The sequence below is a fragment of the Paenibacillus massiliensis 2301065 = DSM 16942 genome, from assembly GCF_000377505.1.
In the GTDB taxonomy this organism is placed as follows: Bacteria; Bacillota; Bacilli; order Paenibacillales; family Paenibacillaceae; genus Paenibacillus; species Paenibacillus massiliensis.
Map to the genome: position 1 here is coordinate 16,847 of NZ_KB898192.1, position 22,795 is coordinate 39,641.

Sequence of the window (22,795 nt, forward strand, 5' to 3'; positions counted from 1 at the left end):
ACAAAACTACTACAACTTTATGAAATGATAAGCGAGACTAGCTGTACATCTTACTCCTCGAAGGCGGTAAAATCTACATTTTCCACAATCCAGCGCTTGCGCGGGTCTACCTTGTCGCCCATTAGTGTAGATACACGGCGTTCAGCCTTAGCTGCATCTTCAATCTGTACCTGCAGCAGCACCCGTGTCTCGGGATTCATTGTTGTCTCCCATAGCTGATCAGGATTCATCTCACCCAGACCTTTATAGCGTTGCAGTTCGAAATTACGCCCAAATTCCTTGAGGTAATTCTGCAGTTGCTCATCACTCCAGGCGTAACGTACCGTCTCCAGCTTGCCGGATTTGCGTGTAATCTTGTACAGCGGCGGCTGAGCTATGTAGACCTTGCCTGCATCAATCAGTGGCTTCATATAGCGATAAAAGAAGGTAAGCAGCAACACCTGAATGTGAGCACCATCCGTATCCGCGTCCGTCATAATAATGATCTTGGAATAATTGCTGTCTTCTACCGCAAATTCCGGTCCAATCCCTGCTCCGATAGCAGCCGTAATGGCCCGATACTCTTCATTTTTCATGATATCTGCAAGCTTCGCCTTCTCTGGATTCATCGGCTTGCCTTTTAGCGGCAGGATGGCCTGAATCTTGGAATCACGCCCCTGTTTGGCTGAGCCGCCTGCCGAATCTCCTTCGACGATGAACAGCTCGTTGCGTGAGAAATCCTTCGATTGTGCCGGGGACAGCTTGCCGTTCAGATTCGAGCTCTCGCTGCGCTTCTTGCCAGAACGCATCTCATCTCTAGCCTTGCGTGCTGCCTCACGGGCCTTGGAGGCCTGGATGGATTTGCGAATCAGCGTCTGGGCAACCTGTGGATTCTCTTCCAGGAACCGCTGCATGCTCTCTGCTACAATCGCATCTACAGCACTACGTGCTGAGGCACTACCGAGCTGATCCTTGGTCTGCCCGACGAACTCTACCTCAGACATCTTGACGCTAATGACAGACATCATGCCCTCGCGAAGATCATTTCCCTCTAGATTCTTCTCTTTCTCCTTCAGCATCCCCGTACGACGGGCATAATCATTCATAACACGGGTATAAGCCGTTTTGAATCCGGTCTCATGTGTTCCTCCACCCCGTGTAGGAATTGAATTGACGAAGGAGGCCAGCGTCTCAGTGTAGCCTGTATTATATTGAACAGCTACCTCGACCTCAATATCGTCCTTTTCAGCCGAAAAATGAATGACATCATGCAGTACGTCCTTACCTTCATTCAGATAAGCAACAAATTGGCTGGCGCCACCTTCATAATAGAACTCGTCAGTTCTGCCACTGCGCTCATCCTTGATGAACACTCGAAGCCCGGAGTTCAGGAATGCGATCTCTTGCAGTCGCTCCGCCAGTGTATCGTAATTCAGATTAATTCCGCTCTGGAAGACCCGAATATCCGGCTTGAAGGTGACCTTCGTCCCGGACTTCGACGTATTCCCCAGAACTTCAAGTCCTGTCGTTGGCTCGCCCACATGCTCGGTGCCCTGCTCATCCACCCAATATTCGAATCTTTGACGATGAGCCTTGCCTTCCCGGTAGATTTCTACCTCTAGCCACTCGGATAATGCGTTCGTTACCGAAGCACCGACACCATGCAGACCGCCGGATTTCTTATAGCCGGAGCCGCCGAACTTGCCCCCTGCATGCAGAATCGTAAAGACTACCTGAGGTGTGGGAATTCCCATCTTGTGCATTCCCGTCGGAATCCCTCGCCCATTATCCGTGATGGTAACTGAGCCGTCCTTGTGCAATGTAATTTCTATACGGGAGCAAAATTTGGCGAGATGCTCATCCACCGCATTATCAACGATTTCCCATACCAAATGATGCAGTCCCGAAGAACTGGTGCTCCCGATGTACATGCCCGGCCGTTTCCGTACCGCCACAAGCCCTTCGAGAACTTGAATGTCGTCCGCGCCATAATCCGAGCTGCTTTTGTCTTGCCCGGATTCTCTGGCGAACAAGTCGAGTTGGTCGACCATTCATGCTCCCCCTTTGTCTAATCATGACCGTGTTTTGCTTAAAAATGCAAACAGATGTTTTCTTTTACTTTGTCCATTTTAATTCAATATATCCCGTTTCGTAAAGACGGTGAATGATACGACCAAGCCGATAATCCCCCAGACCCCAAGCACCGCAAGGGAAAATAGCAATGTCATTCCTTCGATTGGAGGGGGGTCACCAGCCAGATAATCCGTCAAGCCGAGGTTCACCATGAACAGATACTTTGCACTTTGCCACGCCGAAGCCATATTCGTCAAGATGGTTCCTGAAATTAATGCAGCCATCATCACCACAATACTTGCTGCCGTGCTTCGCACCAATACGGACACCATGAAGGCCAGAATCGCTACCACCATGCTTACGAACCAGATCAATCCACTTTGCAGCAGCATGTATTGCCACTGTGGAATAGCCTGCACTTGCGACACATCTACAGTAGCACCACTAATCTGGAATCCTGTAAAGACCGGCATACCGAACCCGCCATACCCGAAGAACAACCCTGAAATGACGTAGCTCATAATAAAGACTGACAACACGATCAAGGAGACAAACATCATTAGCGTAATCAGCTTGCTCAGCAATACCTTCCATCGTCGCACGGGACGGGTTAGCAGCATTTTGATCGTGCCAGTCGTACGTTCCCCGGATACAAGGTCAGAAGCAATAGCCATAATTAACAGCGGTATAAACAGGTTGACGGAGTTATCCATGAACTCGCGCGTAAAGGTCACACCATTAGGCTCACTCGGGTTCACATCATGCTCCAGATAGTATTGCATTTGCTGAATGAAGATGCTGCGATATTTCTTCCATTCCTCAGGAACTCTGTCACTGCCCAGCGAATTCTGATTATCGGTAATGGCCTGTCTGACCTCAAGTCGCCAGTCGCCACCGAATTTCTCCCGATTGTTCTGTGCCACCTTCATTTGCGCATAGGTGAACATGGGCACTAATACGAGCAATATGAGCAGTATAACGTAAAACCGCTTTTTCTTGATAATCTTGATCGTCTCGTTCTGTACGAGCGGAAGAATGCTACTCAATGACTTCACCCTCTGTCATCTTCAGGAACAACTGCTCCAGAGTCGGATTGATTTTCGTAACACCTAGCACGGATACACCTTCGGCTACCAGCGTCGTGACAAGTCCAGGAATCATCTGCTCATCCATCTCGGCAAAGATCGCATTGGGTCCCATACCGGCTATGATGCTATCATCCAGTACTTCATCTGGCCGATCCAGCACGCTGACACCCGCAGTCGATTGCAGGATAGCTAACCCCGTCTCTCTTGGGGCAAGCTGCCAGCCCGCCAGCCCTGAGCTTTGCGCTACTAGCTCCTTGACGCCTCCAACTGCAAGCACTCTCCCCCGGCTGATAATAGCTACACGATCACAGAGAAGCTGAATCTCACTCAGCAAATGACTGGATACGAATACGGCCATACCTTGTTCGGCCAGCTGACGGATGAAGATCCGCATTTCCTTAATGCCCTTGGGATCGAGACCATTCGTCGGCTCATCAAGGATAAGCAGTCTGGGCTTGCCTAGCAGAGCTTGAGCGATACCCAGTCGCTGCCGCATGCCAAGCGAATAAGTACTCACCTTATCATGGATTCTCCGATCCAGCTGTACCAGCTCTACAACCTCCTGAATTCGCTCCGCTCCAATGCCTGGCTGCATACGTGCAAAATGCTCAAGATTTTCCCAGCCCGTAAGGTAGCTGTACATTTCCGGATTTTCGACGATGGAGCCAACATACTGCAGTGCTCGTTCGGGATCACGGTTCACAGGATATCCGCAGACACTGATCGTGCCGCTCCTCGGCTTGATCAGATCGACCAGCATCCGAATCGTCGTCGTCTTCCCCGCCCCATTCGGACCCAGAAAACCGAAAATTTCACCTGCTCGTACGTCGAAGGTAACATCATGAATAATCCATTTAGAGCCTATCTTCTTTTTCACGCCCTGAACGGATAGAATTACTTCATCAGAAGCCTGAGATCGTCTGTCCCTCGCATCTCCCGCATCACCATTTAACATCTCTGCCTCTTTAGAAATTATCTGGTTCATGGCTGTGCCTCCTCCTTCTTCGACAGCGGTGCAGGACCATATCCTTGTGCAACTCGCTCTGCTATCGCTTGATATCCATCTCCATTCGGATGAAAATGATCAGAGGACAGATAAGACTGCAGATTTTGCTGAAACAAGTCGAAGCTAGGAATCAGAACCATGTTCTGATGCTTGCTCATTAACGCTAATATAGATTGATTCCACTCCGCTACAACTGCATTTCCTGGCACCTGATATTCCTTCAAATCCCCGAAGGGATTATATAGCCCAAGGTACACAACCTTGGCATTTGGATTTATGGTATGCAGCTTCTCCAGCACTTGCGCAACTCGCTCTTGGGCAGCAGGAAGTACCGCTCTTAACTGTTCGGCTGTCGGTGGTACACCTGTGCCTTCCGTAGCCTGTACACCTGCAAACAGATCATTACCGCCTATCGAGAGCATGATCAGATTCGCTTCCTTCAGCACATATGACGTTCCTGGCTCATCGAGCTTGGTCAGCAACCCCTCTGTCGTAAGTCCATTAATCCCAAGATTGTTAATCAGACGGGCGCTACGGCCCTCCTGCTCGTTCAGAATCTGGACCGTTCTTCTGACAAAGCCATTACCTGTATCGTCACCCGTACCCTTGGCGAGCGAATCACCAATAGCTGCTACTCGAATCTCGGAGGCTTCATCTGCTCCGCCTACCGGGTTCGCTGACGGTGCTGTCTTCTGATCCGGGGCAAGAGCTGCACCCCCTGAGGATGGATTTACGATCGTGTTTATTGCAGAGATGAAGCCAAATAACAGCAACAGCGTAGCAGCTGCCGACACAGAACCTACCGTGCGCCAAATCCAAGTTGTCGAATTCACTTCCATTCCCTCCCGAAAGCTAATGTAATTAAGATATAGGTTCCAGGCATATTTTGCAAATACTACACCCTGCGACGGCAGGATTCGTCCTCTCAAGCTTGATTATGTAAAATGAATTGTGGTTCATTTATGATGCCATTTTGAATAATTTAAGGGATAATAGCTAAAGAGTACGGACAGAAAAAAGCGGCCCCTGTCAGGGAACCGCTCCATCAAATGAATTCTTATTTTCCAATGAACTCCTGTACCCAATAGCCGTTGTAATACCCTACACCGATCATCGTAAAGTTCTTGTTCAGGATATTCGCCTTGTGTCCAGGACTATTCATCCAGCCCTTCATGACTTCTTCAGGCGTTTTTTGACCCATGGCAATATTCTCGCCTGCGTAGGAATAAGTGACCCCAAATTGCTTCATCATATCAAATGGCGAACCATAGGTTGGTGAAGTATGAGAGAAGTAGTTGTTCACACTCATGTCCTTAGCCTTCTCAACAGCAACCTTGGTCAGGTTGGTATGCACTGTCAACGGACCGAGTCCTGCCTTGCTCCGTTCTACATTAACCAATTCCACTACTTTGGCTGCAAACTGGGACTTGTCCTGTGTGTTCCCGCTGGCGCTGCTATTTCCACTCGTGTTGCCGCTTGTTCCCGTCGATGGGGACACTACAGGCTTGGTTGGCGCAGTCTGTGGCTTCGTAGCCTGTGGGGGCGTTGTGGTCGTCGTAGCAGGCTTGGTTGGCTTGCTGACCTCTTCCGTCTGCGTGCTAGGCCATTGAACCTCACCCTTCTGTACGACTACTTTATATCCATTATTTTGGAGCCAATTTTGCAAATATGAAGACAGGTCCTCCGGTGAAGATCCTGTTGCTGCCGAAGCAGGGGCTACCAATGCGGCCGACAGAGCCACCGTCATTGAACTAGCCATTAACATCTTTTTCCATGTGCGTTGCATTCCGTCAACTCCTCTTGTAAATAAATTTGATTACAAAACGATTACAAACTTGTCATGTTTACTGTGTCAGTATAGCACGAATGATGGCGAATAGGGTAACTCAAATACTGGAAATCCAATGGCAAAAAAAAGAACAGCTCTAGGGCTGTTCCAACAGATCAGAAGCTAAATAAGCTTCTTGCTAATTCGGTATCCATGTTTTTCAAATCCGATGTGCTCATAAAAATCCAGAGCATCCGCATTACGTTCCCGGTTCGCTCCGGTTACGAGGAGACTGCTACCGCCTTGCTCACGCCCCCATTGCTCTGCATATGCTACCAGGCGCTTGCCGATTCCTTCACCACGGTTCTCCTTGCAGACAATCAATAGCGTAATCTGTGCTGCAGGCTCTGGATAAGCATGACTTTGAACAATCTGTGCACCGACAGCACCTACTACCTTGCCGTCCAGTTCAGCAATCATCATCATGGCATGAGCGTCTCCCTCAATGGCTTCCATTCGTTCGCGCATCACACCGCAGGTCATCGGATAACAAATCTCCCGCATTAATCCGGTGATACATTCACTGTCATCAAGCTTACTGGACCGTATCGTAAGCTCGGGAGCCAAAACGTTGTTAGACATGGTATACCTCCACTTTCAGCTTATTTACAGCTTGCTTAGCTGTTTGACGAGCCGTCTCCACTTCTTCCGCCGTACTCAAAGCAACCGCCATACGACGGCCAACCTTGGTCTCTGGCTTGCCAAATACCCGCACTTGAGTGCCTGGTATGGCGAGTGCTTCCTCCAAGCCACCAATCGCAAAGTTAGCAGTTGAGCTCCCAGCCTTCAACGTAGCTGACGCCCCTGGTGCGATCAGCTTCACATCGTGAACAGGCAGGCCAAGTATTGCGCGTGCATGGAGAGCAAATTCAGATAACTCCTGACTGACCATCGTGACCATTCCTGTGTCATGAGGTCTCGGTGACACTTCACTGAAGACCACGCCATTCGGTGTCAAGAAAAGCTCTACTCCAAAGATGCCATAACCGCCTAGCTCATCGGTAATAGCTCTGGCAATTTCCTGAGCTTCTTGCAGCTCTTCTGTCGACATGTAGTGAGGCTGCCAGGATTCCACATAATCCCCGTCTTTCTGAATATGGCCGATCGGCGGACAAAATACCGTTCCTGATACCGAACGTACAGTCAGCAATGTAATCTCACTGTCAAAAGGAACAAAGGACTCCACGATGACTCTTGCAGTCTTACCCCGCGCGCCCTCAAGTGCTGCTTCCCAGCAAGCCGCTGCTTCCTCAGGCTGCCTGCATACCGATTGACCTTTGCCAGAAGAGCTCATGAGTGGCTTGATCACACACGGTGTACCAAGCTCATCAACAGCTGCCTGGAGCTCGTCCAGACTATCAGCAAAACGGTAATCGGCTGTCGGCAAGTTCAGTTCCTCTGCTGCCAATCTCCGAATGCCCTCACGGTCCATCGTTAGACGAGCAGCTCTCGCTGTAGGAACGACATTGTAGCCTTCCTCTTCAAGCTCGATAAGCGCTTGTGTAGCAATCGCTTCAATCTCCGGGACGATCAGATCGGGCTGTTCAAGGCGAATCAGAGCCTTGAGTGCATCAGCATCCTGCATGTCGATACAATGTGAACGATGAGCTACATGCATCGCAGGAGCATTGGCATAGCGGTCAACCGCAATACATTCGACTCCAAAACGCTGTGCTTCAATGATGACCTCTTTACCGAGCTCACCACTGCCGAGCAGCAGCATCTTTTTGGCTCCGGATGAATATGGAGCACCCCACATCTGTTCCTTCCCCCTCTGACAATATAGCTCTAACATCTTATATTTTCAGGGTTCAGGCCCAAGATTGCAATAGTGCTCCGCTAATTTATTTACAAAAAACGCGATTTTTTTACGATTTTTTTTACACAAATCTGAACTGTGCTTCGACAAGCCCGCGATAAACACCTTGTTTTTTCATTAATTGGTCATGATTACCGGATTCGATGATCTTACCATGGTCCAGTACGATGATGTTATCGGCATGTCGAATGGTGGACAGTCGATGCGCTACCATGAAGGAGGTCCTGCCCTGAAGCAATACCTTCAACGCATCCTGAATTTTTAACTCAGTCTCGGTATCTATGCTGGCCGTTGCTTCATCCAGAATCAGAATTCTGGGATCAGCCAGTAGTGCCCTGGCGAAGGACAGAAGCTGCCGCTGCCCCATCGACAGTACATTGCCTCGCTCCTCTACCTCTGTATCATAGCCCCTCGGCAAATTGATAATGAAATCGTGCGCATGCACAGCTTTGGCCGCCTTCTCAATCTCCTCATCCGTTGCATCCAGCCGCCCAAAGCGAATGTTGTCACGTATCGTTCCCGAGAAAATAAAGGTATCCTGCAGCACGATACTGATCTGGCCCCGAAGACTCTCTACCTTCACGTCACGGATGTCCAGACCATCAATCGTCAGCTCACCAGAGGTGATGTCATAGAAACGACTCAACAGATTAATGATCGTACTCTTTCCTGAGCCCGTATGTCCAACAAGAGCTATGGATTGCCCAGCCTTTACATCTATTTGAATCCCTTTTAGCGCCTGTCTGCCTGGCTCATATTCGAAGACCACATCCTTCAAGCGTACATCACCGCGAATGGTTGGCATCTCCTTCGCACCTGGCTTGTCGGTAATCGAGGGCTGTTCATCCATAAATTCGAATATTCGCTCGGAGGAAGCCATAGCCACCAGCAGCTGATTATACATTTGACCCAAGCGATTGATAGGCTCCCAGAAGTTACCCACATACGTCGCAAAGGCTACCAACAAACCCACCGTGAGCTGATCTGTCTGGATGAGATAGGAACCGAACCAGAAGAGGATCAGCGTACCGAAGCCACCGGTAATATCGATCAGAGGACCGAAGCCTTGGTTCATGGCGGATGCTTTGTCCCACGATTTCTTGCTGGAGTTGTTCATGCCGTCAAAGTAGCTCATGTTCTCCTGTTCCTGTGTGTAAGCCTGAGTAACGCGAATGCCCTGAATGGATTCATTGAGATGGGAGTTAATCCGGGAATTTTTCATCCGCACCTCCTGCCAGGCTCTGCGAATTCTAACCCTCAGCTTCGTCGAGATAATGAACATGATCGGTACAGTCAGAATGACGGCGAGACCCAGCTTCCAATTGATAAGCAACAGAATAACGATAATGCCCAGCAGCTGCACGCAGTCGATCATTACATTAACGGCGCCATTAGTGAAGAGGTCCTGTAAGGAGTTAATATCATTCGTCACCCGGACCAATACAGAGCCAGCAGGTCTTTTATCGAAGAAATTGAACGATAGCTTCTGAATATGTCGGAACAGATCGGAGCGCAAATCATAAATGACCCGCTGCCCGATAATGTTTGTGTATTTAATGCGATAAGTATTAGCTCCCCATTGAATGAGGATAAGTATGAACACTGCCGATGTAAGCAGGAATAGTAAACTGACGCTGGGCTGCAGAGGAGCCGGTGGTGCGATTGCACGGTCAATGGCCAGGCTAGTAAGATAAGGCACTGATAGCTTTGTTACCGTTCCAAGAATCATCATTACGATAATCAGCGGCAGCATTTGCCTTGCATAAGGCTTCATGTATGCGAACAATCGCTTGAATTCCACCCAGTTGAAAGGTTTGTCAATTACGTTATCGTCTTGGTATACGAAACGCTCATTCTTTGGCCGTTGCTCTGTATTTCCGGACGGCTTGAAAGAGCCGCTGCGCGGGGAACGCTCTGTCTGAATACTCATGGGTTCACCTTTTCCGATGCTGCTTGCATCTGTGCAATATGATCAGCATATTGAATGTGATACACATCCTGATAAGGTCCGGGCTGTTCTATAAGATCCTTGTGAGTACCGCGTTGCACGACTCTCCCCTCCTCCAGCACCAGAATCTCATCAGCATGACGCAGGGAGGAGATCCGGTGGGCGATAATAAAAGTCGTACGACCCTCCATCACCTCGCGGAAGCCGCTCTGAATTTCGTGTTCTGTCTCCATGTCCACTGCACTCGTGGCATCATCCAGCACGAGAATCTTGGGATTCTTGAGTAAAGCCCGTGCAATCGCAATCCGCTGCTTCTGCCCCCCTGATAGACCAAGGCCGCGTTCGCCCACCACAGTATCATAGCCCTCAGGAAGCTCCGAGATAAAATCATGTGCCTTGGCCAGCTTCGAGACACGAATGATATCCTCCATGGTGACATAGCTCATGCCATAGGCAATATTGTTGCGAATGGAGGAAGAGAACAGGAAGGTCTCCTGAAATACCGAGGAAATCTGGGAGCGCAGATCCTTGACTTTAAGCTCGCGAATATCTATGCCATCGAGCGTAATTCTCCCCTTGCTGACATCATAGGCTCTCATGAGCAATTGAATTACAGTTGACTTGCCCGAGCCGGTACCTCCGAGAAGGCCGATGACACTTCCTGGCGGTGCATCAATATTAATATCAACTACAGCCGGCATTTTATTGCCGTACGCAAAGGTAACCTGCTCGAACTTGACATGTCCGTGGACATCCGTATCTGCCAACGAACGCGCAGCCGGCGAATCCTGCACATCAACAGGCTGATTCAACAGCTCAAGCACGCGTTCACCTGATGCCTTGGATTGAGTGTAGTTGTTAATATGAAATCCAATTCCCCACATGGGTCCGATAATGTACCAAATCAAGCTAAAGAAGGCAACCAACTCGCCCAGAGTCAGGGTGTTCTGAATTACGAGATAGCCGCCAGCACCCATAAGTATGACAATACTGAAGGTAGCCAGCAGTTCCATGACAGGAAAGTAACGACTCCATAGTGTAGCTGCTGCAATCTGATTGTTCTTGTAATACTCGTTGCGCAGTGAGAACTTCTCAACCTCATAGGATTCTCTGGCAAAAGATTTCACGGTCCGAACACCTGTGATATTTTCCTGTACTGCTGTTGTTAAGGAGCTCAGCGCCAGCCTCATGTCCTGAAAGGTAGGGTGGATTTTGGATTCAAAACGTAGGGCTACGAAGGTAAGAAGCGGCATACTGACTAACGTAATGAGTGTCAGCTGCCAATTAATAGACAGCATCATGACTGAGCCGAAGATAACCATCAGTAATACGTTCAGGAGCTGTGCGAAGCCGAAGCCGATAAAGTTACGGATCGCCTCCAGATCGCCCGTCAGACGTGACATAAGGTCGCCGGTCTTGGCTGTATCGTAGTAACGGAAAGATAAAAATTGAAGCTTTTCGTAGCAGGCATTACGTAGTCGATAAGCGAGGAAATTACCGAGTCGTCCACCGAAGAAGCCATGCAGGAATTGCATACCTGCCTTGAGGACCACTACGCCTAGTGCAGACAAGGCGAGAATGGGCACTGCATCAAATTCTCTTGGGACAATGACATCATCAATCAGCAACCGCAGCAGGGTAGGATAGACTAACCCGAGCGCAGTCGCAATAGCAAGGCAAAGAATCGAAAGCAGCAAATAATGCCTTCGTTCTCGGAAGAAGCCCTGCAGTTGCCTGAGAACGTCCATGAGTTTTCCCTCCATCATGTTCTTTAATGAAATGAAGTACATCAGCCTTATGAAGTTTAACACCGCTTTCACAGAGCGGCAAAGAGGATATCCCGGCAAATTCCGCCTTCACAGGCAATAGTTCCCCATTCCTGAAAATAAATCGCTTTCTTTTAATGGAATATGGGAGATAACTCGCACTTCCACTCTTATTCATTCATAGACAAAAAACACCCCTGCCAATGGCAGGGGTGCCTCCTATCTACCTTTGCTGCATTATTACAATAATATGCAGATTTATCAGCACTATGCTGTTGAAGATTTTGAAATGTACTTCTTTCTCAATGGCCCATTTAGTGGCTAGTACCCGAGGAGATAGCTAGATCAATTCCTCCAGCTGTCTCAGCTCTGCAGCCAGCTTCCGCCAATGCCCAGGCTCCTCTGCTCCCGACATGGATTGCTCCATGCCTTTAATGCTATCCGCCACCTGTCGCTCAAGGTGCGTAGCCTGACTTTGTCTCTCCTTGCGGACAAGCTCTGTATAATGCTCATACAATCTGACCTTCAATCGGTTCGTCTCCGCAGCGATTGCATCACGAAGCAACGGCTCCAAAGCCTGCTGAAGAGAACGACGTCCCTGGGATTCGAAGAAGTGCTTGGGATTCTTGAACAAGGACCAATAGCTCTTCCAGTCGCTGCCGATCTGCAACGCTACATCCTCCAGCTCTGGTACGGACCAAGCGCCGGGCTCTGGAGGAATGCAATCCAGACCGTCCAGTTTCCCATTAAACTCCTCGCAGCAACGTGCTGCTTCATGATGAAGAAGTTGCTTGCCCGCCTTCTCAATACGCAGCGTAGTTGCAAGCAATTCCTGACTTAGTTCAATCTCCAGCATACGAAGCAACTCTCGCCCACATGCCGCGAAGATCGCTCGTAGATCTCCTGCGCCCTCTCTGAGCACGGACGGATGAAACGCTCCCGATATGAACTCGGGAATACGGTAGCCCATTCGCTGCCGCACATGGTAAAGTAGTTCCTCTCCCTCTCCCTCCAGCTCTGTCACTGAGCGCTGGGAAGCCCATGCTGATGCAATTGCAGACGTCTCAGCCTGTACTGTCTTCAGCGTGAGCAGCTTCTGCTCTCGTGCCTCGATGCCTTCAGATGCGGCCTCAGCCCATTGCTCCATGCGCTGACGTACCCGCCCGATATCCTGCACAGCCGCACGAACCGACAGTCCTGCAAGCTCCTGCCCTGCAAATGATGCAAAGGCTTCCTCAAACGCCGCAAATCCAGACTGCTCATACTTCTCTGTATCAGCTTGCGACTTGCCCTGTAGTGCTAGCAAACTCGATACAGGATAGACTCGGGCCTGACGAATCCCTGTGCTGCGGAGCTCTTGCGAGACGTGCTGTACAACGGCTGCCAGCTCTTCCTCCCCTGAGGATAGATCAGCAGCATTGACAACGAAGAAGGTCTGGTCCATAACAAGGGCATCCTTCACCCTGCCCAGTTGCATCAGGAACTGCCGATCACCCTGGGTAAAGGCGTGGTTGTAGTAGGTCACAAATACAAGCGCATCAGCGTGCTTCATGTAGTTAAAGGTCACACCCGTATGACGGGCATTCACGGAATCGGCGCCTGGTGTATCGACCAGGACAATTCCTTGCTGGGTCAGAGGACAGCTATAATACAGGTCAATACTGTCTACGAAGCATGACCTGCTCTCTTCAGCTACATACTGCCTGTATTCGTCCATACTAACCACTAGCTCCTGTCCCAGATAAGGACCTATATGGTCCCAGCCTCCAGCTGCAGCTTTCAGAAAGCTGTAGTGGGGCCGTCCAGCAGGGTGAACACCAGCAGGGGTCAGGCGCTCTACCGCCAGCCTCCAATCTGACGTACCCGGATCTTCGAGGCCTAACAAACGAAAAGAGTAGGCAAGGTCCTCATGAAAGGCCTCTACCGATTTCATCCGAATAGCAGCCGTTCCATGATGCTGGCCTGCTTGCGGATCTGGAGCCATAATCCGATTAATGGCTGCCGTCGTTGGATGTGGAGATACCGGCAAGACGGACTCACCAAGTAGAGCATTGGCGAAAGAAGACTTGCCCGCACTGAATGCACCAAACAGCGCGAGAGTAAATTTCCCTTGCGATAGAGTCGTTGCACGCTCCATTAGGGCCTGCACCAAGGAATCCAAGGCTGGATATGGAGCAGCGATATTTGCAGCAGCTTGCAGCTGTCGGGCTGCTTGCTCCAAGCGCTGCAATCTCCCGCCATCGCCCGGACTGGCTACAGCTTCAGCGCTCTCATGTACAGCGCCGCGCACGGATGCTGCTACGGATTCGACCCTCCCAGCATGTATGTGCTCCTGGGCCGTTATTGCTGTCAGCACCGCTTCATCCATCGGTCGAACGTGCGGCATATGAGCTGGTGGGCCTGCCACTTCCGGCAGGACAGCCAGCAATTTCGTCTTGTGAGCCTCTGCCTCCAATTGGTGCTGGGTGTATCGCAGTGCGCTAGCTGCCTTCTGCTCCGCTATTCCGATTTGTTCAGCAAGCTCCTCCTGTTCATGAGTTGTCTTTTGCTTCAGAGAATCGAATATTCGTTCAGCCAGCCCTAGAGACGCCTGTCGATAACGAGCAATGATCTCAGAGCGCAGCTGCTGGCAATAATGGATTACATATTCTCTGGATATAGCCGACTCCCTAACCTGCTCCTGCACAAGCTTGCTATCAATGACCGGTGCTGCAGCAGCAAGCTCCTCCTCCAGCTCTGCATTCCATAACCCGTGGCTTTGTCCAAGTGAACGGACCAGTGTCCGAACATGCGGAAGTAGCTGTCCTTCAGCCTGATCCCGCAGCATGCGTGTCAGCTGCTCCAACCTCTCTTCCTTTACACGCTCCGTCTTCGCCTGAGCGAACAAAAAGCCCGCCTTGAAGCCAGGTCTTCTAGTATCCAGATATTCAGCAGCTACGTCCCTCAGCTCAGCCGGGGTTAAATGTGCCTGCTCTAATATCGTGTCAAGCGCTGATCTGAATTGGGACCGTTCCCGATCCGTAAGCGTTCTCAGAAGTTCGTCACGCTCCTGCAGCTCAGCTAGCGCCTGCTGATTATGCTTGACCTGCTCCTCACCACCAGCCTGCTCCAGCAGAGCTTCCCGCGCCTCCCTTGTTCGCTCATCCTCGGCCTGCACATGTCTTTCTGCGAGTGCATGCATTGAGGTCAGCAAGCTATAGGAGACTAACGATTCCTTCTGAGCAATCAGGGCGCGAATAAGCTCAGGAATCTGGTCCCATTGGTTATAGGGCAGCTCTGGCTTCATCAATGAGCTGAACAGCAGATCAGTATAATGAACTTCCCAGGCCTGAAAGCTCTCTTCAACAGATGAACGATATTTCGCAAACGACAGCTCCTGCTCCCGATGCTTATCTACCTGATTGACGATGAGGTACAAAGGCTTGCCCCAATCCGACAGACTCTTGGCAAACGTGAGGTTGTTCTCAGATTGAACATGATTATAATCCATCACATAGAACACGACATCTGCCAAGTGCAAAGCCGAATCCGTTGCCAGAGCATGACCACGATCGGTTGAATCAACTCCAGGCGTATCCAGCAATACACCGCCACCCTCCAGTACAGCAATATCCTGCCATACTTCAATGGAGCGATAATCTCCACCATTCTTGCAATAATCGGCTAACTCTGACGCGCTAACCTCAAGTGGTGTGTCAACGGACAGTGATGTGTCCACAGCTACAGCGGTTCCTGCTGCCCCGGTTGGCACAGTCATCGCTGACTGAGCTCCATAGATCAGAGCGCGCGGCTGCCCCTGGCGGATCGCTACCACATTGGCGCTGGTCGGAACTGGACCTGAAGGCAGCACTTGATGCCCACAGAGGGCATTAATCATGCTGGATTTACCCGCAGAAAAGTGACCGCAGAATGCAATGGTCAGCTCCCCGGCCTGTGCCTTTTTCAACAAATCTCCTACTGCTCCTGCGGCTGTTGCATCATTCGCTTGACGAAAAAAGTCCTGTAAGCGTTCCATGGCTCCGGACACTTCGTGGATCATTGGTTTCATTAGCCCGGTTCCACTCCTTGTCGAATTCATCTAACCTATACTCGATTTGCAGCTTGCCATTTATTACTTTAAATTCATTCTATTGTAGCACAAAACAGCAAAAAAAAAGCAGGTCGGAAACAAGATTCCGTCCTGCTCATGTATCACTTATCCATAAGGATTGGTCCAATCCCTCTGAAGATCTGTTGCTGCATTCAGCATGCAGTGCTTCAAGCCACGAATTAGTTGACCGTCTCCAGCACTGGCAGCAGTATTTCAAATACTTGACCGTGCTGCAGGATTGTAATACCGCGTGACTTGTCCTTCATCACGACAACCTCAGGCTTTTGGGACATACGCTCCAGATAATGATCAGGTACATCACCTGAATGACTTACTGTAATGCCTTCGAGTTCGGTCTCTTCGTTCTCGGACAGACCACGATCCAGCACTTGCTCAAAAACGTCGGAAAAAGCTTCAAAATTGTCAGTATACACGGAAATGCACTTCATTGTTTGTCTCATCCTTTTCTAATCATAAAATTAAACGGTCTTGCGGGCAGATGCAGGCTTGGGAGAAACCTTGCTCTTCTCCTTATCCTTCCTGCTCTGGGAGGTTTTCATACGTTTCTTACCTTCCCGGCATACGTCTAGCAATGGACAGACCGGGCACTGGGGATTCTGAGCTTTGCAATGGTACCTTCCAAAGAAAATCAGACGATGATGCGTCTGAGTCCACTCTTCGCGCGGCACACGCTTCATTAGCTTCTTCTCCACTTCCAGTACGCTGTCGTCCCAGCCAGCGAAGCCCAGCCTTTTGGAGACACGCTCGACATGAGTATCCACCGCAATGGCCGGAACGCCAAAAGCATTGGATACCACGACGTTGGCCGTCTTTCGTCCTACACCCGGTAGCTGAACGAGCAATTCATGCGCTTGCGGCACCTCACCGTTGTACTGCTCCAGTAGAATGCGGCAGAGATTCTGAATGTGCTTGGCTTTGTTGCGGTACAGACCAATCCTTCTGATATCCTGCTCCAGCTCCTCAAGAGGAACCGCTACATAATCTTCAGGTGCCTTGTATTTACGAAACAAATCCGCCGTCACTTTGTTAACAGTCTCATCCGTACACTGTGCGGACAGCAGAACCGCAATCGTCAGTTCAAAAGCGTTACTGTGATTCAGTTCACAATGAGCATCAGGAAACATGGTTGCGATCGTATCCAGAATATGACGTGCTGTGGCTGTATTCACGAATCCTACCTCCTACCAAAAAAAACGCCTTGATACGGCAGCAAGCCCGCATCAAGACGGTCATTCTAAATAATCCTCCAAATCAAGGAATGATTACTATTTAGGGCGCACCGCCAATTATTGGCCCGGATGCGCCCTAATAGTGTAACATTAAATGACAAGGATTGCACCTAAAAACTCAGTTTTTCACACAATTGCAGCATTTTCCTGCTACTCCTGTGTCATGGGATGTTCTAGCTCTACATGCCCCATCAGACTGTCCAGTGCCTTGCCATCAACGAGTAGATCCAGTGACTTCACTTCATCGAACTGGAACATCGTCTGCTTGAAGGCTTCGATCGCCAAGGCTTCACCGCCCGAACCGAGTCGAGCTTCATCCGGAAGCGCGATATCGAAGGTCAGCTTGCCTTGCTCGAACTTGATCTGGTGAACAACAATCTGATCCGACCACAAGGTAAGCTGGTCCTCAGAATCGCTCTTTTGCAATGTCTTGAAAGACTCCATATACTTCTCCAACTGACTTGGATAAGTAATCTCCTTATTCGTCTCGATTAGCTGCATTAGCTGCGTATCCGTATAGTACGTTCTAATCGTTTCGGTCACGACCTCCTGCTCCCCAGTACCTTGGTCACTGGCAGTTGGAGTCGTATTCGGAGCATTCACTACACCAGAATCGGTAGCTTGTCCCTCTGAATCGTTACCCGCTTCTTGCTCTGTCTCCTGCTCAGTAGCTCCTGATACCTCCTCCGTGGGAGTCGATGGTGCTGCCGGAGGAGCTGCTTGTCGACCAGCACAGCCAGCACTTAAAGCTACTACTGCTGCAAAAATGCAAATTAGCCAGACTTTCGTCTTCACTGTATCCGCCTCCTTCCTCACCGATGTGCACTCTGCTGATCTCTCATCTGACTGACTGAGCGATGGCCTGTGTGCGTTCATCCTAATTCAATCCAAGATACTCAGCAATGGCATCAGCGATGCTCTTGGCTACCCGATCCTGGAATGCCGTTGAGAAGAGCGCGGCCTCATCCTTTGTATTGCTTAGATATCCAGCCTCGAGCAGAACTGCAGGCATCGTCGTCTCCCGTATAACGTGGAAGTTACCATAGCGGATTCCCCGGTCAGGAAGTCCCGTTGCTGCCGCAAAATGCTTGTGCATTACATTCGCGAATTCCTTGCTGTCACTCCGCTGATAGTAGGTCTCTGTTCCACTGGCCGTAGCCGAGGAAGCACTGTTTGCATGAATGGATACGAATGCTGCGGCATTCATGTTCTCAGCTATTTGTACCCGTTCCTTTAATGCCAGAAACGTATCATTACTGCGGGTCAATACAACCTCAATGTCCTGATATTTACTGAGGGCCTGCTCGACCTTCAAAGCCATGGTCAGGTTGAAGTCCTTTTCCCGTTTCTTGTTCTTGCTCACAGCACCTGGGTCCTGGTCTCCGTGTCCTGCATCAATAACCACGACAGGCTTGCCATTCGGACCGATTGGCGTTGAAGTGCCTGTGTTCGAGTTCGTATTGCCCAGATCCACGACAATCAGGTTGGAGCCTTCATTGTAAGCTCTATAACTCATCGACTCAGTCAGATCCATTACGACACGTATGGTAGACGGATTTTCGCTGAATAGTGCATACCGTATTTGAGATACCTTCTCATTGGACCATACATCCAATTGCCCACTGAGCTGTTCATTCAGCGACTGCATGCTTCCAAAATTAGCTGCAAAAGCCGTATTGGGCAGATCAATGACAATCCGGTCTGGTCCTGCCATCGTGAACGTGGACGGTTGTACCGTACCATTGGTTGTGGAAATAATCAGCTTGTTGTCACTGAAGCTGATTCCGTTCACCAGTGCAAGACCCTCATTCGTGTCTCCCGGCACGACCTCTGTTCCATCTGTCCCATTATTTCCTGCAGCCGGCGGGGTTACCTCACCGTTTCCAGAGCCGCTGTTCTGGGTAACTAAGTATACGGATTTACTATTTGCATCCCAGCTCACATCCACACCCATTCGCTCCGCAATAAAGCGCAGTGGAACCAAAGTAATGTCGGAGCGTATGAGTGGAGAAGCAATCAACGTCTTGCTTTGTCCATTAACGGTAGCAGTCTTCTTGCCAATGACCAGCTCAATATTCGTACCGTCTTTGGAGATCTTGACCGTTCGAGATTGCTGATTCCAATTCACATCATAATTCAGGTTCTCAGAGATCACACGAATGGGAACCATCGTACTGCCATTCACGACCTCTACTTTAGCGCCGCCTGGGACACTGATCCGCTCGCCGTCAAGGTAGATTGAAGCACCACCTGATGCTGCGTGCCCGTAGCCCGGAATCGCCCACATGAAGACAAATAGAAACAATAAAAAGCCAAATTTCTTCATCCTTCACCCCTACCATTCTTGAATTTTTGCCACATGCTCCGGCTAGTGTCCCGATAATGCATGCTTGCGCAATATCGGACAACCTTTTAGACGTTCCTTACTTCCAAAAGTTGCGAAACATTTCTTTTTTCCCGGCAAAATATTCTGCTTTAGCACGAAAATTTGTCGAAATGCAGGATTACGCATGGCGAAATAGGACTATAGACTCACGTCCAAAGTGCGATTGTTATGTCAAAGAATACAAAATAAGCCACACTACAAGAGGTGAATTCTTGTCGCATGACTCAATGATTCGTACATATTTCAGTCCAGTATGTAGGAAAAAAATGTCGCGGGAGACGCTACGGGCTCGAAAGTTCCTTCCAGTCGCTGTTAAAGCCGGATTTCAGAATGGGATGAAATCCGGCTTTAAAGGCGAACACTTCGTTCCTCCAGAAATCTTTCGACCCTCCGCTACATAATGTCTATCATAGTTTTTTTCATTGAGTAAAATCTCTGCATTTTATGACTTTGAATCCTCATCTACTTGAATTTCTTTATGGACAGCGGCTTCTTCAGTTGCCTTGCCTAACTCAAGTCGAATCTCTAGTTCAGACATAAGTTCATTTAATTGAGTCGTACCTTCTGACCGATTATTTTGGCTAACGAGCTTTTTGTAGAAGTCCACCGTTTCTGTCACATGGTTTATGTCACTATCTAATAAATCATTCAAAGTTTTAATATAATTATCATTATGCTTAATGTATTCTGCCTGAATCAAGTCTTTAATACATTTCGAAATTTGGTTTAGCCCTTTATAAGCCTTATGTCTAAACCAATAATAGGTGTTGTCTTTGTCATTTAAATTAATTGCTTCTTTGTAATCTTCCGTAGACTTTATTAATAGACCGTTCTTTTCGCTTGGATCTGCTTCTAAATTTGCCAGTTCTAAATAGCTTCTGCCTCTATGACTGAGGTAAATTTGTTTTCGGGGGTCCTCTAAATTACTTCCTAATTCAATACTTTTAGTAAGGTACTCAATTGCTTTTATGAATTCCAGTTTACTTTTTTCTAACTTAAAACCATGATAAACAAAGTTAATTCCTATATTTCCTGTATATACAATTTTTTTCACAAAATCACTTTCGCTTTTAATAGCTAATTCAAAAGAATTTTTAGCATCAGTATATTTTTCAATACAAGCGTAGCATATTCCTAACAAGTTTAAATAAAGCGGAGGTATATAGCTTTCCTCTGCCAGTGCCTTTCCCCGCTCAAAAAAGCTTATGGCACTAACCCAACTTTTATTTTCATAGTGTGCTTCCCCAATTTTAAACAACCAATCACTGTCTACTATAGGTGAGCTCAGCAGTACCTCTTCCTTCTCGAAGAGTCTATCTAATTTATTTTGTTCAGAAGATTTTTCATTAATCAAGTCGATAATTTCTTCTGATAATCCTAATAGCATTTCCTCATTCTCTAATTCTGGGATCAAATCCACTGAACCATCCTCCGAAATAATTACAATAACACATTTTCTCTCAGGCTCATCTACAGGCTTATTCGTATTGAAGTCTTTAAGCTTATGCAAATAACGATGTGCGGAATTAAATCGTGCACCTCGGCTAGCATTCCCGATGTCCTGTTTTGCTTTACCATCTAAAATAACACCAATTGCATGACAATTGCCTTCTGTATCGAAATAAATCGCACCATCAATTGAGGTTAGAAACTTGATATAGTCTTTATTAATTCCCTTCGGCTCAATCAGGGTAGATTGCTTTCTAAGTTCATCCAGCTCTTGCTTGGCTGTCCAATGGTCAGTTATAACAACCATCGTGCCATGCTTTTGTTCCCGTGCTTGGCGAACAATTTGATCAAGTCTGTCTACTTTAAACTTAACTTGTTCAATGTCAGCAACCTGTCCCCAAAACATATTTTTCAAAAGACTTGTAAACTTCTCGGAACTGTATCCTTCCTCTCCAAGTCTAGGATTTTTGAATGAGACGGACAATAGCTCTGTTTCAATTAATTTTAGATCTGATCGATAGATTTTTTTCCCATTCTCAATTAGTAACTCCCCGTTGCTTGCAGGATCAACACTTGATTGTACTAATACAAGACTGTACTTAGACAATCCGGTTAGGTCGAGTCTAAGTGCAAAAGCTCCCTTTTGATTAAAGACTTCTACTTCCCTCTGTAGATTCCATTTAACTACCCCTAGTCCATATATCTCATTCTCATCAGCAATTAGGCATAAGTCTTTGTCTATGTTGGTAAGCTCCAGCAACTTACGTATGCGTTTGGCATCATCCAAGTGAATTCGATCTTCCTCAGTAAATGTAACAGCAAAGCTAATCAGAGGTGTTTTTAGAATGACTTCTTTATTCATGAACAGAATTGAGCCAAACGGACTACTACTTTCATAAGTTAGAGTAGAAACATCCTCAATCTTCTCTAATAAACTGTTAACGTAATATTGATTATTTAGTTTGTTTTCAAATTCTTCTTTAAACTCATTATCACTGTAGTTATCCTGAATATAAGATTGGAGTTTCCCGAGGAACAAACGTGCTAACCTTCTATTAAACTGGGCACCGTCTTCATTATATTTCCTATTGATTGTATTTTTTTGTGTAATCTCATCTTTGCTTATTTTAATGTCATCCAAAAAGTAATCACTAAAGAAATAATCCAAAATCATTCTTAGGAAAGAGACCGCAGGCCTTTCGTAGAAAGTCCGTTTGGTCTCATTATCAGCATTCCTTATTTCTAATATGTATGTAACTAAACATGAAGACTCCCCGTCTTTAAGAGAGATTTGGCCTGCATATAATATACGCGTGTCATTAATGTTGCTTGCGCTGTTTATACCCCCATCATCATCTTGAATTGAAGAACTATCCGCAACAACTATATTACCTTGATTTGCTTGATTGAATTCGTTGTACCACTTCTGGTCCATATAAGATTTGATTTGAGCAAAAGAACTACCAACGATCTCAGAATCAATTTTTATTTCGGAGTATACATTGGTTAGTGTCTGCAATGTATCTTGAGAAACCAAGGTTGAATCTTTATTTATGGACACAGTTTTCTTAATACGAATTATTTTAACAGGAGTTGATACCTCCTCTGTTTCATAAACAAGCGCATACATCTTAATGTAAATACGTTTATTTATTTTTTTTAGAATTCCTGTTAACTCGTTATATACAGTCTCATTTAATAGACTTATCTTATGCTTATCAATTTTCACAATACCCCACCATTCCCAATATTATCAAATAGCTTCTTAAATACTATCACAGAGGCACCAATAATTCTGCTTCATTTCCGATAGAAAGCAATAAATAACAAATTTTTTATGCAAAATCTAGTTTCTCTAATACAGCCAGCTTTTAATAATAAAATCAGCCGTTCATCGTACTAGCGGAGGGTCGGAGGATTTCTGAAGCAACGGAGTGATCGCCTTTAAAGCCCGAATTCCACGCTATATTTTTAATCCAATCAAAAATCGGGCTTTAACAGCGAGTGGAAGAAACCTCCGAGCCCATAGCGGCCACAACAAAAGCATCTCGTCCCCCTATTAATCACCCGACCATTAGCAATGTGAACATACAAAAAGAGACGCCCATAAGCA

15 protein-coding genes are annotated in these 22,795 nt (G+C 47.7%); all 15 read right to left on the reverse strand.

Annotation, left to right across the window (positions count from 1 at the left end):
- Nucleotides 1-50: 50 nt before the first annotated feature.
- The gene (gene parE / locus D328_RS0116520) at nt 51-2,030 is read right to left on the reverse strand and encodes a DNA topoisomerase IV subunit B (protein ID WP_018886135.1); all 1,980 of its coding nucleotides are present in this window, start codon (nt 2,028-2,030) and stop codon (nt 51-53) included.
- 78 nt (nt 2,031-2,108) lie between these two features.
- The gene (locus D328_RS0116525) at nt 2,109-3,098 is read right to left on the reverse strand and encodes an ABC transporter permease (protein ID WP_018886136.1); all 990 of its coding nucleotides are present in this window, start codon (nt 3,096-3,098) and stop codon (nt 2,109-2,111) included.
- Nucleotides 3,091-4,095 (reverse strand): ABC transporter ATP-binding protein, encoded by a 1,005-nt coding sequence (locus D328_RS0116530; RefSeq protein ID WP_051091164.1) that lies wholly within the window; start codon nt 4,093-4,095, stop codon nt 3,091-3,093. Before D328_RS0116530 ends, D328_RS0116525 begins: the two co-directional genes overlap by 8 nt.
- 26 nt (nt 4,096-4,121) lie before the next feature.
- Nucleotides 4,122-4,979: a GDSL-type esterase/lipase family protein gene (locus D328_RS0116535; RefSeq protein ID WP_018886138.1), complete on the reverse strand. Its 858-nt coding sequence runs from the start codon at nt 4,977-4,979 to the stop codon at nt 4,122-4,124.
- Between the two features lie 224 nt (nt 4,980-5,203).
- Nucleotides 5,204-5,932, reverse strand: a complete 729-nt coding sequence (locus tag D328_RS0116540) for a CAP domain-containing protein (RefSeq protein ID WP_018886139.1) — start codon at nt 5,930-5,932, stop codon at nt 5,204-5,206.
- 165 nt (nt 5,933-6,097) lie between these two features.
- Entirely contained in the window at nt 6,098-6,556 is a 459-nt protein-coding gene (locus D328_RS0116545; protein WP_018886140.1) for a GNAT family N-acetyltransferase, read from the reverse strand.
- Nucleotides 6,549-7,733 carry a formate-dependent phosphoribosylglycinamide formyltransferase gene (gene purT, locus D328_RS0116550; RefSeq protein WP_018886141.1) on the reverse strand — a complete coding sequence of 395 codons (1,185 nt, stop codon included), beginning with the start codon at nt 7,731-7,733 and terminating at the stop codon, nt 6,549-6,551. Before purT ends, D328_RS0116545 begins: the two co-directional genes overlap by 8 nt.
- Before the next feature lie 121 nt (nt 7,734-7,854).
- The gene (locus D328_RS0116555) at nt 7,855-9,723 is read right to left on the reverse strand and encodes an ABC transporter ATP-binding protein (RefSeq protein WP_018886142.1); all 1,869 of its coding nucleotides are present in this window, start codon (nt 9,721-9,723) and stop codon (nt 7,855-7,857) included.
- Nucleotides 9,720-11,489: an ABC transporter ATP-binding protein gene (locus D328_RS0116560; RefSeq protein WP_018886143.1), complete on the reverse strand. Its 1,770-nt coding sequence runs from the start codon at nt 11,487-11,489 to the stop codon at nt 9,720-9,722. The genes D328_RS0116555 and D328_RS0116560 overlap by 4 nt, the downstream gene beginning before the upstream one ends.
- Before the next feature lie 358 nt (nt 11,490-11,847).
- Entirely contained in the window at nt 11,848-15,555 is a 3,708-nt protein-coding gene (locus D328_RS0116565) for a dynamin family protein (protein ID WP_018886144.1), read from the reverse strand.
- 221 nt (nt 15,556-15,776) lie between these two features.
- The gene (locus D328_RS0116570; protein WP_018886145.1) at nt 15,777-16,046 is read right to left on the reverse strand and encodes a hypothetical protein; all 270 of its coding nucleotides are present in this window, start codon (nt 16,044-16,046) and stop codon (nt 15,777-15,779) included.
- Between the two features lie 30 nt (nt 16,047-16,076).
- Nucleotides 16,077-16,787 carry an endonuclease III gene (nth, locus tag D328_RS0116575; protein ID WP_018886146.1) on the reverse strand — a complete coding sequence of 237 codons (711 nt, stop codon included), beginning with the start codon at nt 16,785-16,787 and terminating at the stop codon, nt 16,077-16,079.
- 210 nt (nt 16,788-16,997) lie between these two features.
- Entirely contained in the window at nt 16,998-17,642 is a 645-nt protein-coding gene (locus tag D328_RS0116580) for a GerMN domain-containing protein (protein ID WP_018886147.1), read from the reverse strand.
- A gap of 82 nt (nt 17,643-17,724) precedes the next feature.
- Nucleotides 17,725-19,173: an N-acetylmuramoyl-L-alanine amidase family protein gene (locus D328_RS0116585; RefSeq protein ID WP_018886148.1), complete on the reverse strand. Its 1,449-nt coding sequence runs from the start codon at nt 19,171-19,173 to the stop codon at nt 17,725-17,727.
- 502 nt (nt 19,174-19,675) lie between these two features.
- Entirely contained in the window at nt 19,676-22,411 is a 2,736-nt protein-coding gene (locus tag D328_RS0116590) for a tetratricopeptide repeat protein (RefSeq protein WP_018886149.1), read from the reverse strand.
- Nucleotides 22,412-22,795: the final 384 nt, after the last annotated feature.

Coding starts and splice junctions, on each gene's coding strand:
- parE (WP_018886135.1), bottom strand. CDS start 2,030: ATGGTCGACCAACTCGACTTGTTCGCCAGAGAATCCGGGCAAGACAAA.
- D328_RS0116530 (WP_051091164.1), bottom strand. CDS start 4,095: ATGTTAAATGGTGATGCGGGAGATGCGAGGGACAGACGATCTCAGGCT.
- D328_RS0116540 (WP_018886139.1), bottom strand. CDS start 5,932: ATGCAACGCACATGGAAAAAGATGTTAATGGCTAGTTCAATGACGGTG.
- D328_RS0116545 (WP_018886140.1), bottom strand. CDS start 6,556: ATGTCTAACAACGTTTTGGCTCCCGAGCTTACGATACGGTCCAGTAAG.
- purT (WP_018886141.1), bottom strand. CDS start 7,733: ATGTGGGGTGCTCCATATTCATCCGGAGCCAAAAAGATGCTGCTGCTC.
- D328_RS0116555 (WP_018886142.1), bottom strand. CDS start 9,723: ATGAGTATTCAGACAGAGCGTTCCCCGCGCAGCGGCTCTTTCAAGCCG.
- D328_RS0116560 (WP_018886143.1), bottom strand. CDS start 11,489: ATGGACGTTCTCAGGCAACTGCAGGGCTTCTTCCGAGAACGAAGGCAT.
- D328_RS0116565 (WP_018886144.1), bottom strand. CDS start 15,555: ATGAAACCAATGATCCACGAAGTGTCCGGAGCCATGGAACGCTTACAG.
- D328_RS0116570 (WP_018886145.1), bottom strand. CDS start 16,046: ATGAAGTGCATTTCCGTGTATACTGACAATTTTGAAGCTTTTTCCGAC.
- D328_RS0116585 (WP_018886148.1), bottom strand. CDS start 19,173: ATGAAGAAATTTGGCTTTTTATTGTTTCTATTTGTCTTCATGTGGGCG.